General features: G+C 63.5%; 13 protein-coding genes. 12 read left to right on the forward strand and 1 reads right to left on the reverse strand.

Annotation, left to right across the window (positions count from 1 at the left end; all coding sequences use genetic code 11):
• Window positions 1–2 precede the first annotated feature (2 nt).
• On the forward strand, window positions 3–1,328 hold the full coding sequence (locus N005_RS21440) for an alginate export family protein (protein ID WP_047703022.1): 1,326 nt from the start codon (window positions 3–5) through the stop codon (window positions 1,326–1,328).
• A gap of 41 nt (window positions 1,329–1,369) precedes the next feature.
• On the opposite strand, the gene N005_RS21445 is transcribed toward N005_RS21440, so the two are convergent.
• Complete coding sequence (locus N005_RS21445) at window positions 1,370–2,128, reverse strand: IclR family transcriptional regulator (RefSeq protein ID WP_047703023.1); 759 nt, start codon at window positions 2,126–2,128, stop codon at window positions 1,370–1,372.
• Window positions 2,129–2,400: 272 nt separating this feature from the next.
• On the opposite strand from N005_RS21445, the gene N005_RS21450 reads away from it, so the two are divergent.
• From N005_RS21450 to N005_RS21500, 11 genes are all read left to right on the forward strand, one after another.
• Entirely contained in the window at window positions 2,401–3,942 is a 1,542-nt protein-coding gene (locus N005_RS21450; protein WP_047703024.1) for an acetolactate synthase large subunit, read from the forward strand.
• 10 nt (window positions 3,943–3,952) lie between these two features.
• Entirely contained in the window at window positions 3,953–5,443 is a 1,491-nt protein-coding gene (locus N005_RS21455) for an aldehyde dehydrogenase family protein (protein WP_047703025.1), read from the forward strand.
• A gap of 25 nt (window positions 5,444–5,468) precedes the next feature.
• Complete coding sequence (locus N005_RS21460) at window positions 5,469–6,263, forward strand: SDR family NAD(P)-dependent oxidoreductase (RefSeq protein ID WP_024777297.1); 795 nt, start codon at window positions 5,469–5,471, stop codon at window positions 6,261–6,263.
• Window positions 6,264–6,275: 12 nt separating this feature from the next.
• Complete coding sequence (locus N005_RS21465; RefSeq protein WP_047703026.1) at window positions 6,276–7,313, forward strand: WD40/YVTN/BNR-like repeat-containing protein; 1,038 nt, start codon at window positions 6,276–6,278, stop codon at window positions 7,311–7,313.
• Between the two features lie 11 nt (window positions 7,314–7,324).
• Complete coding sequence (locus N005_RS21470) at window positions 7,325–7,774, forward strand: VOC family protein (protein WP_047703027.1); 450 nt, start codon at window positions 7,325–7,327, stop codon at window positions 7,772–7,774.
• Between the two features lie 14 nt (window positions 7,775–7,788).
• The gene (locus tag N005_RS21475; RefSeq protein WP_047703028.1) at window positions 7,789–8,391 is read left to right on the forward strand and encodes an amino acid synthesis family protein; all 603 of its coding nucleotides are present in this window, start codon (window positions 7,789–7,791) and stop codon (window positions 8,389–8,391) included.
• A gap of 27 nt (window positions 8,392–8,418) precedes the next feature.
• Entirely contained in the window at window positions 8,419–9,285 is an 867-nt protein-coding gene (locus tag N005_RS21480) for an alpha/beta fold hydrolase (RefSeq protein WP_047703029.1), read from the forward strand.
• Complete coding sequence (locus tag N005_RS21485; RefSeq protein ID WP_047703030.1) at window positions 9,285–10,892, forward strand: bifunctional 3-(3-hydroxy-phenyl)propionate/3-hydroxycinnamic acid hydroxylase; 1,608 nt, start codon at window positions 9,285–9,287, stop codon at window positions 10,890–10,892. The genes N005_RS21480 and N005_RS21485 overlap by 1 nt, the downstream gene beginning before the upstream one ends.
• Entirely contained in the window at window positions 10,889–11,668 is a 780-nt protein-coding gene (locus tag N005_RS21490; RefSeq protein ID WP_047703031.1) for a 2-keto-4-pentenoate hydratase, read from the forward strand. The genes N005_RS21485 and N005_RS21490 overlap by 4 nt, the downstream gene beginning before the upstream one ends.
• A 78-nt stretch (window positions 11,669–11,746) precedes the next feature.
• The gene (locus tag N005_RS21495; RefSeq protein ID WP_047703032.1) at window positions 11,747–12,685 is read left to right on the forward strand and encodes a helix-turn-helix domain-containing protein; all 939 of its coding nucleotides are present in this window, start codon (window positions 11,747–11,749) and stop codon (window positions 12,683–12,685) included.
• A 441-nt stretch (window positions 12,686–13,126) separates the two neighbouring features.
• Window positions 13,127–13,795, forward strand: a complete 669-nt coding sequence (locus N005_RS21500; RefSeq protein ID WP_047703033.1) for a GntR family transcriptional regulator — start codon at window positions 13,127–13,129, stop codon at window positions 13,793–13,795.
• The last annotated feature ends 50 nt before the right edge of the window (window positions 13,796–13,845 follow it).

A 13,845-nucleotide genomic window follows, 5' to 3' on the forward strand; every position in this document is an offset into this window, starting at 1 on the left:
CCATGCGGTATCCATCGCGTATCGAGTTTTTCAGTAGCGGCCTCGCCTGCACGCTGGCGTTCTGCGCCATGGGCCCGGCCCAGGCCTATGAGCTGTACGCCGACGACGACAGTCATCTCAACGCCGACGTGCTGGCGGTATTCGGCCATTTCAACAGTCGCAAGAACTACGACGGCACGTCGGGCGGGTCTACCTGGCGGGAAGGTTTCATCAAGTATGGCGTGAGTGGCGACCAGGCCCTGGCCGGCCGTGGCACCGCTTACGGCGCATTCAGCCTGGTCAGCTCGGCGACCTGGGGCGACGGTGATGCGGCGGGGAACAGCCTGGGAACCGAGCGGACCACGAAAATCGAAGACGCTTACCTGGGCTGGCGTTCCGCCGATCTGTTCCCGCTGTTGGGCCAGGACGGCGTCGACATCTCCGGCGGACGCCAGGTGGTCAAGCTGGGCAGGGGCTTCCTGATCAATGACGACGGACCGAACCTGGGCAAGGGTCCCGCCGATGGTCGCTTGAACCGCGGTGGCGCCTATTACCTGGCGGCTCGACACGCTTTCGACCAAACCGCCGTGGTGCGCCTGGGCGGGCAGGACGGTGTGCATGGCAGTATGGCGTGGCTCAAATCCGACAACCGCGCCCAGGCCGAAACCGAACTGGCTGCCGCTACCCTGGACTACACCGCCAAAGCTGGAACCCTGGGACTGACCTGGGTCCATGGCATCGACGTGAGCGACCGCTGGGCCAGTGATTTCCAGAAGCAACGCAAAGGCATGAACGTCTACAGCATTCGTGGCGAGGGTGACGCGGGGATCGAGAACGCCAGCCTGGCGTTTGAATACGCCTGGCAAGACAAGGACGCCGGTCCCGAGAAAGCCTGGTACGCCGAGGCCGGCTATACCTTTGCCGACGTGACCTGGTCACCGAAACTGACATACCGCTATTCCCGCTACTCGCAGAAATGGGACTCGCTGTTTACCGGCCAGAGCACCGGCTACGGGACCTGGTTTCAGGGCGAGGTGGCCGGCAACTACGCCGGGCCATTCAACAGCAACACGGCCATCCATCACGTCGGCCTGAAGGCCACGCCATTGGAAAACTTGACCCTCGGCGCGTTGTTCTTCGATTTCAACACGGTGCGCAAAAGCAATGCGTTGAACCTCGATGCCCGGGAGCTGGACTTCTATGCCGAGTGGGCCGTCAACCCACACCTGATCATCACCCCGCTCATCGGGCTCTACAAACCGGACCGGGACTCGACCACAGGCGGCAATCAAGCCACCGGCAACGGCACCAACGTGTACAGCCAGGTGAGCGTGGCCGTTCCGTTCTGAGGCACGGGCTGCGGCTCTGGACTGCGCCGCAGCGTTCCGGTCTAGCGCTGAAGGGGCGTGGGTGGTTCCTGCATTTTCTCGGCAATGCGCCGGGTGGTCTCCATCACCATTTCAACCACCGTTTCCTGGCGCAGCAGCTTGAAACTCTGGGTGCTGCCGACCGCGGAAAGGCTGCCCACCACCTCGTCGATCCCCGGATTGAAGATCGGCGCCGCGATACCGGTCAGTCCCTGGTTGAGTTCGTCGTGGGTCAGGCAGTAACCGTCCTTGCGGATCTTTTTCGCCGCCTTGGAAAAGCTTGCCCAGTCGTAGGGGTTGTCCGGGTCGTTGGCCATGTGCTCGTCGTACAGGCGTTGCAAACGCCGGCTCTTCTGGAAGGCGATCAGGACCTTGGACTGCGCACCGCGGAAAAACGGCAGCGGTTGCCCACGGCCGAATGCAAATTGGTAAGTGTCGGTGGGCTCGGCGATGTAGGTGTTGATGATGTGTCCGTCGTAGAAAACGCTGGCGAACACCGCCAGGCCGGTTTCTTCCGACAGCTCGTGCATCAGCTCGCGACCGGCCACGAGGATCGGGTCGTACTGCCGCATCATCCAGTCCAGCTCGATGATCCGTGGACCCAGGCCGTAGCTGCCGGCATCCACCCGGCTCAGCAGACCGGCGTCGCACAGGTCCTTGACGTAGCGGTACACGGTCGCCCGCGAGAGGCCCATGTGTTCGGCGATGGTGTCGGGGTCGATCTTCAACCGTTGCGGGCCGAACAGGTCCAGGACACTCAACATTTTACTCAGACTGCTCATTTGGCTCCTAAGGGGGAAGGGCGCGTGGCTGGCCGTTCGGTGAGCACTATAGGTAGACGCGCCGGGGATGGAAAGCCTGCTCACCGGCTGACGGATGCGCTGCCACGTTACTCCAGGGCTTGAGAAATGCAAGCATATTCGTCAGTTCTTGTAGCCTATAAATCAACATAAATCTCAAAATATGAGCTTTACGAAAATAAAATGCTTGTTATGTTGGTTTTTGTGTGTGATAAATCTCAGCCATTGCAAACGCTCGAACAAGAGGGCTGGAAATGAATGGCGCGCAATTGATAGTGAAGGCGGCGGTGGCGAGCGGTATCGAGTACTGCTTCGCCAACCCCGGAACGACCGAAATCCCCCTGGTGGCCGCCATGGCCAGCGCGCCGGCCCTCAAGCCGGTCCTGTCCTTGTTCGAAGGTGTGTGCACCGGCGCCGCGGACGGTTACGGCCGGATTGCCGGCAGGCCGGCGATGACCCTGACGCACCTGGGGCCCGGCTTTGCCAACGGCATTGCCAACCTGCACAACGCCCGTCGCGCCAACACGCCGATCGTCAACGTCATCGGCGATCACGCCTCATGGCACGTCAACTACGATCCACCGCTGGCCAGCGATATCCAGGCGCTGGCCGGGAGCGTCTCCGGCTGGGTACGTACATCGCGCACGGCCTCTGGCATCGGCGAGGATCTCCAGGAGGCCGTGCGCTCCGCCTGGCAAGCCAAGGGCCAGATCGCCAGCCTGATCCTGCCGATGGACCTGCAAGCCAACGAAGTGGCACGGGAAACCGCCTTTACGACTCTGCACGCGCCGGTTCGGCGGTTTGCCGGTGATCGGATCGAAGCCGTTGCCCAGGCACTGCGCAATGGTCAGCGGCTGGTGTTCATCGTGGGTGACCAGGGTCTGTCGGTTGCCGGCCTAGAAGCCGCGGGACGCCTGGCGCAACTGCCTGGGGTGCAGCTGTTCGCCGAAACCTTCCCGCGCTTGAGCTATCGCGGCGGTGGCCTGCCGGACCTGGACCGCTTGCCCTATTTCCCCGAAGTGGCCATTGGCGTGCTGGACCAGTACGACGCGGTGGTGTGTGCCGGCATCCCAGAGCCGATCAGCTACTTCGGCTACGAAGGCATTCCCTCTCGCCTGGCGGAGCGTGATCGTCTGCTTTACCTGGCAGACGTCGGTGATGACGTGGCCGGTGCACTCACCGCGCTGGCCGACGCCCTGGAAGCACCGGCTTTCGTGCCGACGCCGATGGGTGTCGAGTTGCCGCCCGCCAACGCCGAGTTGACCCCGCAGTCGATAGGCCAGGTGTTGGCCGCTTCGCTGCCGGACGACTGCATTGTCTCGGTGGAGGGTGGCACCTGTGGCTACCCGTTCTTCACCGCGTCGGCCCGTGCCGCGCGGCATCGGGTGCTGACCAACACCGGGGGCGCCATCGGCCAGGGCATTCCGGTGGGGTTTGGCGCGGCGCTGGCCGAGCGGGGCAACCGGGTGTTCTGCCTGCAATCGGACGGCAGTGCCCAGTACACCATCCAGACCCTGTGGAGCATCGCCCGGGAGCAGTTGCCGGTGGTGATCCTGATCGCGGCCAACCATCGCTACGCGATCCTGCAGAACGAATTGCGCCGGTTCGGCATGACCGAGCTCGGTCCCGAAGCGCTGAGCCTGACCGTGCTCGACCGTCCACGTATCGATTGGAAGGCTCTGGCCAAGGGCTACGGCCTGGCGGCGAGCACGGTGCACACCAATGCCGAATTGCAACGTGCCTTGGCCAATGCTGCCGCCGATGGCGGTCCTTGCCTGATTGAAATGGCGCTGTGAAGGAGGGGATATGAGCCAGATCCAATTGTTGCCTGCCGTCGAGAAGTTCCTGTCGCAACCCGGCCGCCTGTTCATTGGCGGCACCTGGCAGGAGGCCGCCAATGGTCGCCGGTTCGCCGTGGAGAACCCGGCCAGCGAAAGCAGCGTGGCTGAAGTCGCCGAAGGCGGCGAGCGGGATGTCGACGCGGCGGTCGCGGCGGCCCGCGCAGCCTTCACCGGGCCGTGGGCGCAGCATTCGCCGGCCCAGCGCGGCCTGTTGCTGTTCCGCCTGGCGGAACTGCTGGACCAGCACCGCGAAGAATTGGCCCAGTTGATCACGCTGGAGAACGGCAAGCCGATTGCCAATGCCCGCGGTGAAGCAGCCAGCGCCGCCAACATCATTCGTTACTTTGCCGGCTGGCCGACCAAGATCGAGGGCAGTACGCATCCGGTGTCGCCGGCTAGCGGCGCACCAATGCTCAATTACACCGTGCGTGAACCCGTGGGCGTCTGCGCACTGATCGTGCCGTGGAACTTCCCGTTGACCATGTGCGTGTGGAAGCTCGGCCCGGTGCTGGCGACCGGCTGCGTCGCGGTGCTCAAGCCGGCTGAACAGACGCCCCTGGTTGCGATTCGCCTGGTGCAGTTGATCGAAGCCGCAGGCTTCCCGGCCGGCGTGGTCAATCTGCTCACCGGCCTGGGCGCCCATACCGGCGCGCCGCTGGCCGCTCACCCGGACGTGGACAAGATCGCCTTTACCGGTTCGACCCAGGTCGGTCGCCTGATCGCTCAAGCGGCCACCGGCAACATGAAAAAGGTCTCCCTGGAGTTGGGGGGCAAGTCGCCGAACATCATCTTGCCGGACGCCGATATCGTGCGCGCCGCCAAGGGCGCCGCCGATGGGATTTTCTACAACCAGGGGCAGGTCTGCACCGCCGGCTCGCGTCTGTATGTGCACGCCAGCGTCTTAGACCAGGTCCTGGAAGAACTCCAGCGCCATGCCGCCGCCCATGTGTTGGGCCCTGGTCTGGATCCGGCCAGCAGCATGGGGCCGCTGGTCTCGGCCCGCCAACTGGGCTCGGTCCGTGGCTATCTGCAGCGGGGCCAGGAAGAGGGCGCCGAGCTGATCTGCGGCGGCGACCGTCCGGCCCACTTGGAGCGCGGCCACTTCATTCAGCCCAGCGTGTTCCTTGACCGCGCCGAGCGGGCTTGCGTCGCCCGCGAGGAAATCTTCGGCCCGGTGCTGACCGTCATGAGCTGGAGCGAAGTCGATGAGCTGGTCCTGCGGGCCAACGACTCGCCCTACGGCCTGGCAGCCGGTCTCTGGACCCGGGACTTGCGCTCCGCCCACCGCGTGGCCGCGCAATTGAAGGCCGGTTCGGTGTGGATCAACTGCTGGAACGTCGTCGACCCGGCTTCGCCATTCGGTGGCTACAAACAGTCCGGGTGGGGACGGGAAATGAGCAAGAACGTGATCGATGCCTACACCGAAACCAAAAGTGTCTTCGTCGATCTCGCCTGACCGAACAATCACAAGAGGAACTGCTATGGATCTGGAATTACAAGGCCGCGTGGCCATCGTCACCGGCGGTGGCATGGGCATCGGCAAGGAAGTCGCACGCTTTCTGTCCCAGGAAGGTTGCAAGGTGGTGATCTGTGCGCGGCGCATGGAATACCTCGAACAAGCTGCCGAGGAAATCACCGCTGAGACCGGCAACGAAGTGCTGCCGCTGTTCTGTGACACCAACCAGATGTCGGCCGTGTCCGACATGGTGCACGCCGCCCACAAGCACTTCGGCCGTATCGACATTCTGGTCAACGGTGCCGCGGCGCCGTCCGGCGTGGTGCGCAATGACATCGAGCACGCGGGCGACGACGAACTGCTCTCGGACCTCAACACCAAGGTCATTGGCTATTTCCGGTGTGCCAAGGCCGTGACCCCGCACATGAAGGCGGGCGGCTTCGGTCGCATCATCAACATCGGCGGCCTGACCGGTCGTGGCAGCAAGGTCCTCTCGGGGATGCGCAACCTGGCCATTGCCCACATGACCAAGACGCTCTCCGACCAACTCGGCCCAGCCGGCATCACCGTCAACCTGATCCACCCCGGTGTGGTGGACACCCCGCACATCCAGGAGCTGTACGAGCGCGAAGGAATCAAGCAGGGCAAGACGCCGGGGCAGGTCGAGCAGGGCTACATCGACGCGACGCCGATCCGACGCACCCTGGCGCCCATCGAAATGGGCTGGCTGATCGGCTTCCTGGCATCGCCCAAGGCCGGCGCCGTGACGGGCGAGTCCATCGGCATCGATGGCGGCCTGACACGTGGCATCTTCATTTGAGGAGCAGCAGCAATGAGTAACGGAACCCTTTTGGTCGCTACCGTCGGGCAGGCGGTGATCCGCAGCGCCGACGACGGCCGCACCTGGCACCGCCTGGGCCTGGGGCAGGACTTGGAGTTCGATGCAATCACCCGCTCCCTGAGCGTCCATCCCGGTACGCCCGAAGTGATCTACGCCGGCACCGACGTCGGCCTGTGCGTCAGCCACGACACCGGCGGTCACTGGCAGCGGGTGGACTCGCCGTTCAACGGCGAGACCGTGTGGAAGGTCGCCGTGGATCCGGCGGATGCCCAGCGTATTTTCGTCGGTACGGGCGCGCCTTCCCGCGCCGTGCTCTGGCGCACCCTTGACGGTGGCCAGAGCTGGGACCGCGCCCTGGTGGAGATTCCGGAGTTCTGCGAGGGTGTCAGCCGGCCGCGCTTGCTGGCGTTCGCCTATGACCCCACGGATCGCAACCAGCTCTGGTTCGGCCTGGAAGAGGGCGGCCTGTTCCACAGCCGCGATGGCGGCGATAGCTGGACCCGCGTCGACGACCGGCTGCTGTGGGATTTCAACTCGGACGTACACAACATCCTGGTGCTGCCCAACCACGGCCAGAAAGTCATCGTGGTGGTGTGCGTCAACGCGGTCTACCGCAGCCTCGATGAAGGACAGACCTGGACCGGCATCGTTGCCCGCGAAACTTTCGGCTTGTACTACGTGCGCGCCATGAACGCGCCGCTGGGCAGCGAGGACACGCTCTACCTGAGCATTTCCGACGGCACGCCCGGCACCACCAGCAAGGTGCTGGTCTCCCGCGATGCAGCGGTCAGTTGGGAAGTGTTGCCTCTGCCGCAGCAACCCAATTCGTGCATCTGGGCGATTGCCTGCAACCCGGCTGATCCGCGCCAGATCGTCGCCGGCACCAAGTACGGACACCTGTTCACCTCCGAGAACGGCGGTAACGGCTGGCAGAAGCAGTGGCGTGAGTTCAGTGAAATCGCCGATGTGCTCTGGACTCCGGCGGTGGCGCAGATCAAGTCCGGGCACCAATCCATCATCAAGAACTGAGGTATCGCGCGATGAAAGTCGAGGTCGTTCGTACCCACCTGTCGCTATTCGTTCGCGACCCGGAAACGTCGGCACGCTGGTACGCCGATGTCCTGGGCATGCACGAAAGCGCCCGGGGGGACAGCTGGATCATGATGGCGTTCGGTGCCAAGCACCACGACATCGCGTTACTCCGGGCCGAGCCGGGCGCCCATCAGGGCGGCCTGGGATTGCAGCACTACGGGCTGGAGATCGCCGGTGACATGACCACGCTACGACAGCTGTACGGCATGTTGCTCGGCAAGGGGATCGAAGTGGTGAAAATCACCGATCACGAAATCGGCCATGGCGTGTACTTCAACGACCCCGACGGCAACCGCATGGAATTCTTCCTCGAGACCGAACACGACGACGCGCGCGGCAAGGCCCGTTTCAAGGCCGCCGGCGCGCCGAGCCGCAAGTTCGATCTCGACCCACTTTGAAAGAGCACCGAGCCATGAAAACCGCGAATTTCGCTACTTACCACATCCGCAAATGGTACAGCTTCGTCGAAGAAACCCTGGCCAACGAAAGCGGCCAGTTGGCCGATGGCGAGCCGTTGTTCAAATATGCCATTGGCGCCGTGATCGCCAACCCCTATGCCGGGCGCTACAGCGAAAGTCTGGCCGAGTTGATCGAGCCATCGCCCTTGCTGGGCCAGGAGTTCGGCCGGCGCATCCAGGCGCTGGCGGGCGAGCACGAGATCGTCAGCTACGGCAAGGCATGCCTGGTCGGCAGCCAGGGCGAGTATGAGCATGGCAATGCACTGCTGACCAATCCGGCCGCGGATCCGATTCGCGTCGCCCTGGGCGGCGGCAAGTCCTGGGTACCGTCCACCGGCAAGCGTGGCGGCCCTGGCGTGACCATCGACGTGCCGCTGGCCCACAAGGATGCGCTGTACGTGCGTTCGCACTACGACAGCATTTCGCTTTCGTTCGGCGACGGCCCTTCGGCAGACGAACTGGTCATCATCTGGGCTTTCGCCACCCGTGGGCGTTTGCATGCGCGTCTGGGCGGCCTGCAAGCCGCGGACGTCAAGGGCACCGACGGCTTGTATTAAGGGGCGTTGACCGTGGGAACCGAACGAATGTCCGCAAACAGCCATTTCTTCAGCAATCGGACGGGGATGCGCTTGCACTATCTGTCCTGGGGCAGCCCGTCAGGCATCCCGGTGGTGCTGCTCCATGGGTTGCGATCCTACGCCCAGACCTGGCAATCCCTGGCCGATGCCCTGGGCGAGCCCTATTGTTGCTATGCCCTGGACCAGCGCGGTCGCGGGCACAGCGAATGGGCGCCCGCCGACACCTACCGGACCGAGGCCTATGTCAGCGATCTGGAGGACCTGGTGGCGCACCTGGGCTTGCAGCGGTTCGTCCTGGTGGGGCATTCCCTCGGTGGCACCAATGCGCTGGAGTATGCACGGCTCAACCCCAGGCGGCTCCAGGCGCTGGTGATCGAGGACATCGGCCCCGGTTCCTCCATCAGCGGCGACGGTGCCGCGCGCATTCGCCGGGAAATGAGCGAAACGCCCCTGCGTTTTCCCGACTGGGAAAGTGCCGCTCAATTCTGGCAGCGGGCACGTCCGGGGTTGTCCCAGGAGGCACTGGCGTCCAGGTTGACGTATTCCATGAAGGAAACCCTCGAAGGCATCGAATGGCGCCACGACCAGCAGGGCATAGCCCAGGCACGCCTGAGTATCACACCGACCGACCTGTGGCCGGCGGTGCGCGCGCTGGATTGCCCGACGCTGTTCATCCGGGGCGGGCGTTCCGACTTTCTGCCGGCGGCAACCCTGGAAGCCATGAAGGCTGCCAATCCGCTGGTGCACACCACGGAGATCGCCGACGCCAGTCATTACGTCCATGATGACCAGGGCAAAACCTTCAACCGTGTCGTCAGGGACTACTTGCACGGCCAACACCTACAACCACAACAACGAAGCGGTGAAGCGTGATGAAGCAGGACAAAACCCAGGTGGTCATCGTGGGCGGTGGCCCGAACGGGATCACCGCCGCGCATTACATGGGCCTGTACGGTATCGATTGCGTCGTCCTCGAACTGGCGGACGGCATCCTGCCGTACCCCCGTGCGGTGGGCATGGATGATGAGGCGTTGCGTGTGTTGCAGGGCATTGACATCGCCGAGCTGGCCAGCCGGGACATGATCTGCAACGTCCCCCTGCGTTACTACAACGCCCGGGGCGTGTGCTTTGCCGAAGTCAAACCGAGCACCGCCCACTATGGCTGGCCGATGCGCAACATTTTCATGCAGCAGTTGCTGGAAGGAACGCTGCGCGAGCACCTGGGCCGACACCCCGGTGTCGAGCTGCGCCAGGGGCATGAAATGCTCGACCTGGAGCAGGACGCTCAAGGGGTGACGTTGCAAGTGTGCGACGCCCAGGGCGAGCTGTACCAGCTGCACGCGCAATACGTGATCGGCGCGGATGGCGGCCGTTCCAGCGTGCGCAAGAAACTCGGCATCGAATTGCTGGGCCTGACCCATCCGCGCAAATGGGTGGTGGTCGATACGGCCAACGATACTCTGGACGCGCCCTATACGGCCTTGCACGCCGATCCTCAACGGCCCTTCGTCTGCATCTACCTGCCGTACCAGCAACGCCGCTGGGAGTTCATGCTGCTGGAGGGCGAAGATGAAAACACGATGTGCGAGGAGGCGACTATCCGTGGCTTGATCCGCGGGCACATCGGCAACGCCGCCGATGACCTGGAGATCATCCGCATACGCGCCTACACCCATAACTCACGGGTCGCGGCGCGGTTTGTCGAAGGGCGCGTGGCGCTGGTGGGCGATGCGGCGCACATTTCCCCGCCGTGGGCCGGGCAGGGGCTCAACTCGGGTCTGCGGGACGTGGTGAACATCGCCTGGAAAATCGCCGCCATCATCCAGGGACGTGCCTCGGCCTCGATACTTGCCAGCTACGACCAGGAGCGACGCGGGCATGCCACCGACCTCATCGCCCTGGCCGACAACATGGGCGCCGTATTGGGGCTGACCAATCCGCTGATGGCGGGTGTGCGGGACTGGTTGTTCCAGGCCGTCAACAGCGTCGACAACCTGCGCTCGCACTTGCTGGAGTTCAAGTTCAAACCCAAGGCGACCATTACCAAGGGCCTGGTGCATCACGAACGCGCGGAACTGCACGAGGATGACCTCGTAGGGCAATTGTTCATCCAACCGACCGTCGAAGATGAGCAAGGCCAGCGTCGCCGCTTGGACGAGGTGCTGGGCCACTCCTATGCCGTGCTGGGCTATCGGGTCAATCCGAACGAACCGCTCAGCGAAGAGACCCGTGCCTACTGGGCGCGCTGGAACACCCGCTTCATTCAGGTCAATCGTTCCCGCAGTGGCAAGGGGCGTAACCAGCCGTTGTCCGCGAGCCAGGCGATCTGCGTGGAAGACGTCGATAACCGCTTGGGAGAGTGGTTTGCCAAAGTGCGGGATTGCGTCGTGGTGGTGCGGCCGGACCGCTTTGTCGCCGCGATTACCACGCCGGAGCGACTGGAAGGCGTACTGCGCAAACTGGCGGAGCAACTTTCATGAAGCCATGGGATGAACTGTCGGGCCAGCTCCACCAGGCCACGTTGACGGCACGGGCGCTGTCGCCGCTGGACCCACAGGCGTTCGACTTGCCGACAGGCTACGCCCTGCAGCGCGAAGCGTTGCGCCAGCGTCAGGCCCGGGGCGAGCAGCTGAGCGGATGGAAGGTGGCCTTCGCCGGGAGCGCCGCGCAGAAGCGGATGGGTATCCAGGAACCGGTGCTGGGTGCGTTGACCGACGCCATGGTCGTCGAACCCGGTAGTTCAGTGGACCTGACGAGCCTGATCCAGCCCAAGTTGGAAATTGAGCTAGCGTGCTTCCTGGGGCGCACCCTCGCGCCAGGCGAGCACAGCGATGAGGCAATCCTGGCTTGTGTCTCTGCAGTCGCCCCGGCCTTCGAGATTGCCGATTGTCGATGGCAGGGCTGGAGCTTCGGCGTCGGGCCGTTCCTGGCCGACAACGCGGCGGCGGCGCTGTACTGCGTCGGCCCGCGCATTGAGCTCGAGCCGGGTCGGATGCCCTCCGTGAGCTATTGCCTGGAGCGAGACGGGGTGGCCTGCGGTAACGGTGATACCCAGGCGCGGGAGGATACGCCACAGGTCAATCTCTGCTGGCTGATCCGGCGATTGTTGGCGGACGGGCAGCGCCTTGAAGCGGGGCAGGTCGTGCTGTCGGGCGCGTTGCTGCCGCCCATGGACATCCAGCCCGCCGAGTACCGCTTGCATATGCTTGGCACGGAACTGGCTTTGGTTTTCCGCGTCGGCAACGGCGCCCCGTAGAACCTGTCGCTGTCATGGACGATCGAGCACCTTATGAACGGCCGGTAGAACAACGCCGGCCACCGAGGAACACTGATCATGCTCGCCGAAGTCCGTACCTTCAATGATCCTCAACAGCACGCTGGTTCGATCCTGGGCTGGCAGCAGGTCTATGACCAACTCGGTCGCGGATGCCTGTCCAGCGAGCTGCAACACATTTGCGCCGAGCGTTTCCAGATCTTCCAGGAAGTGCTGGATAAACGTGTGGTGCAGCGCGGCTGCGCGCCAAAGGGACGCCTGTGCATTGCCATGTCCCTGGGCAACGCGCCGGTGGTCCAGGGGCATCAGGTCGACGCCCACAACGTCGTGCTGCTGCGCGATGGCGAGGATTTTGTCCTGCACGCTCCGGAAGGGACGCGTTTCTTCGCGATCAATGTCGACATGGTGCGCTTCGCCAAGCTGGCGGCCTATGAGCTGCCGGACAATCAACTCAAACGCTTGAAAAGTGTGTCCCAGGTCAGCGTGGACGAGACGGTCCTGTTGCGTGTACAGCAGAGGATCCATCCGCTGTTTCGCCGTCTGCTGGAGCAGCCCGACGCGATCACTCCGGCCTTGGAAAAAATGCTCGAGGACGTCCTGCTCAATGCCTTCCTCGACCTGTTCAGTCACGCCTCGGACGAAGTCCGGGGGCGGCGCGGTAATTTTGCCGTCAGCGCCTATCTGGTCAAGCGTTGCCAGGAGTTGGCCGGGGACAGCGGCGATACCTCCCTGAGCATCCTCGATCTTTGCGAACAACTACGGGTCAGTCGCAGGACCCTGCAGAACAGCTTCCAGGCCGTGACCGGGATGCGTCCGGTCGAGTACTTGCGCAACCTGCGGCTCAATGCCGTGCGGCGGCGCCTGATCACGACCCAGGCAACCGCGCAGAACGTCGGCGAGATCGCCGTGGCCATGGGCTTCTTTCACCTGAGCCACTTCGCCACGCATTACCGGGCGTTGTTCGGCGAATCCCCTTCGGAAACGCCCAGGGCCAAATAATGCTGTTCACTTGAGACTTGCCCGGTTCACTGTGGCGAGGGGATTTATCCCCGCTGGGGCGCGAAGCGGCCCCGACATAGGCGACTCAATCCGCCTGATATACCGAGTAGCATGGCTTTGGGGCCGCTTCGCGGCCCAGCGGGGATAAATCCCCTCGCCACAGGTTCATCGCTTTTCTCAAGTGAAAAGCATGACAGGAGCCAGAGCTTGAAAGCCTGGCAATGTTACCGAGCTACTGCTTTGCACATTAATGGGCGCCCCCTGAGCCATTAAGTAGCACATCCTCACGGCGCAGCCGTGACACCTGGCTAGCTGTCGGTCCTGTCTGGCGATCCCATTCCATTCAAATCAATCGCTTGCATGGCCAGCAACGGTCTTGGCACGCATCCTGCTTTTTTGAATCCATGGATAATTGGATACAAAAATACAAAGGGTGCGACCATGCAATTTGCTCCGTCTTACACTGAACGTCCGCCGGTGACCGCCGAGGAAGAGGCCTACAACTTCCTGCTGGAAGCCATCTGTGGTGGACGGTTTCATAAAGGCGATCGGCTGATTGCCGAGGACATCGCCAGTGAGATCGGCATGAGCCGGATGCCGGTGCGCGAGGCGTTCCGGCGCCTGGATGCCCAGGGCCTGGTTACGCTGCGGCCCAATCGCGGAGCGGTTGTCAGCGGCCTGGACATCGACGAACTGCAAGAAGTCTTCGAAATGCGCAGCGCCCTCGAAGGCCTGGCGATCCGGGTCGCGGTGGGGCGCATTGGCGATCGCCAGTTGGCCGCCCTGGAGCGGTTGCTGGACGAGATGGACGACTACCGCGACGAAAGCGCCGAGTGGGTCAGCCGGCATCGGGCCTTTCACGAATACCTGTGCAGCCTCAGCGGTCGTCCCAGGCTGCTGAAGCAGATCAGTGCCCTTTATTCCCTGGTGGAGGCGCCCATGCGCCTGTGGCTGCAGCACGTGGAGAAACCCATGAGCGCGCGCCAGGAACATGTGGTGATCCTCGACGCGATCCGCGCCGGTGACGCCGACAAGGCCGAGGCAGTGGTGCGCGCGCACATCGAAGGCACCATCCCTGAATTGATCGAGTTCCTGCAAGCGAAAAAATAAACAGAGCAGGCATGAGCCTGCCCGTGTTTTGACTTTGAGTACTGCCCGTT

Origin of the sequence: Pseudomonas mediterranea CFBP 5447 (genome assembly GCF_000774145.1) — a bacterium.
GTDB classification, from domain to species: domain Bacteria; phylum Pseudomonadota; class Gammaproteobacteria; order Pseudomonadales; family Pseudomonadaceae; genus Aquipseudomonas; species Aquipseudomonas mediterranea.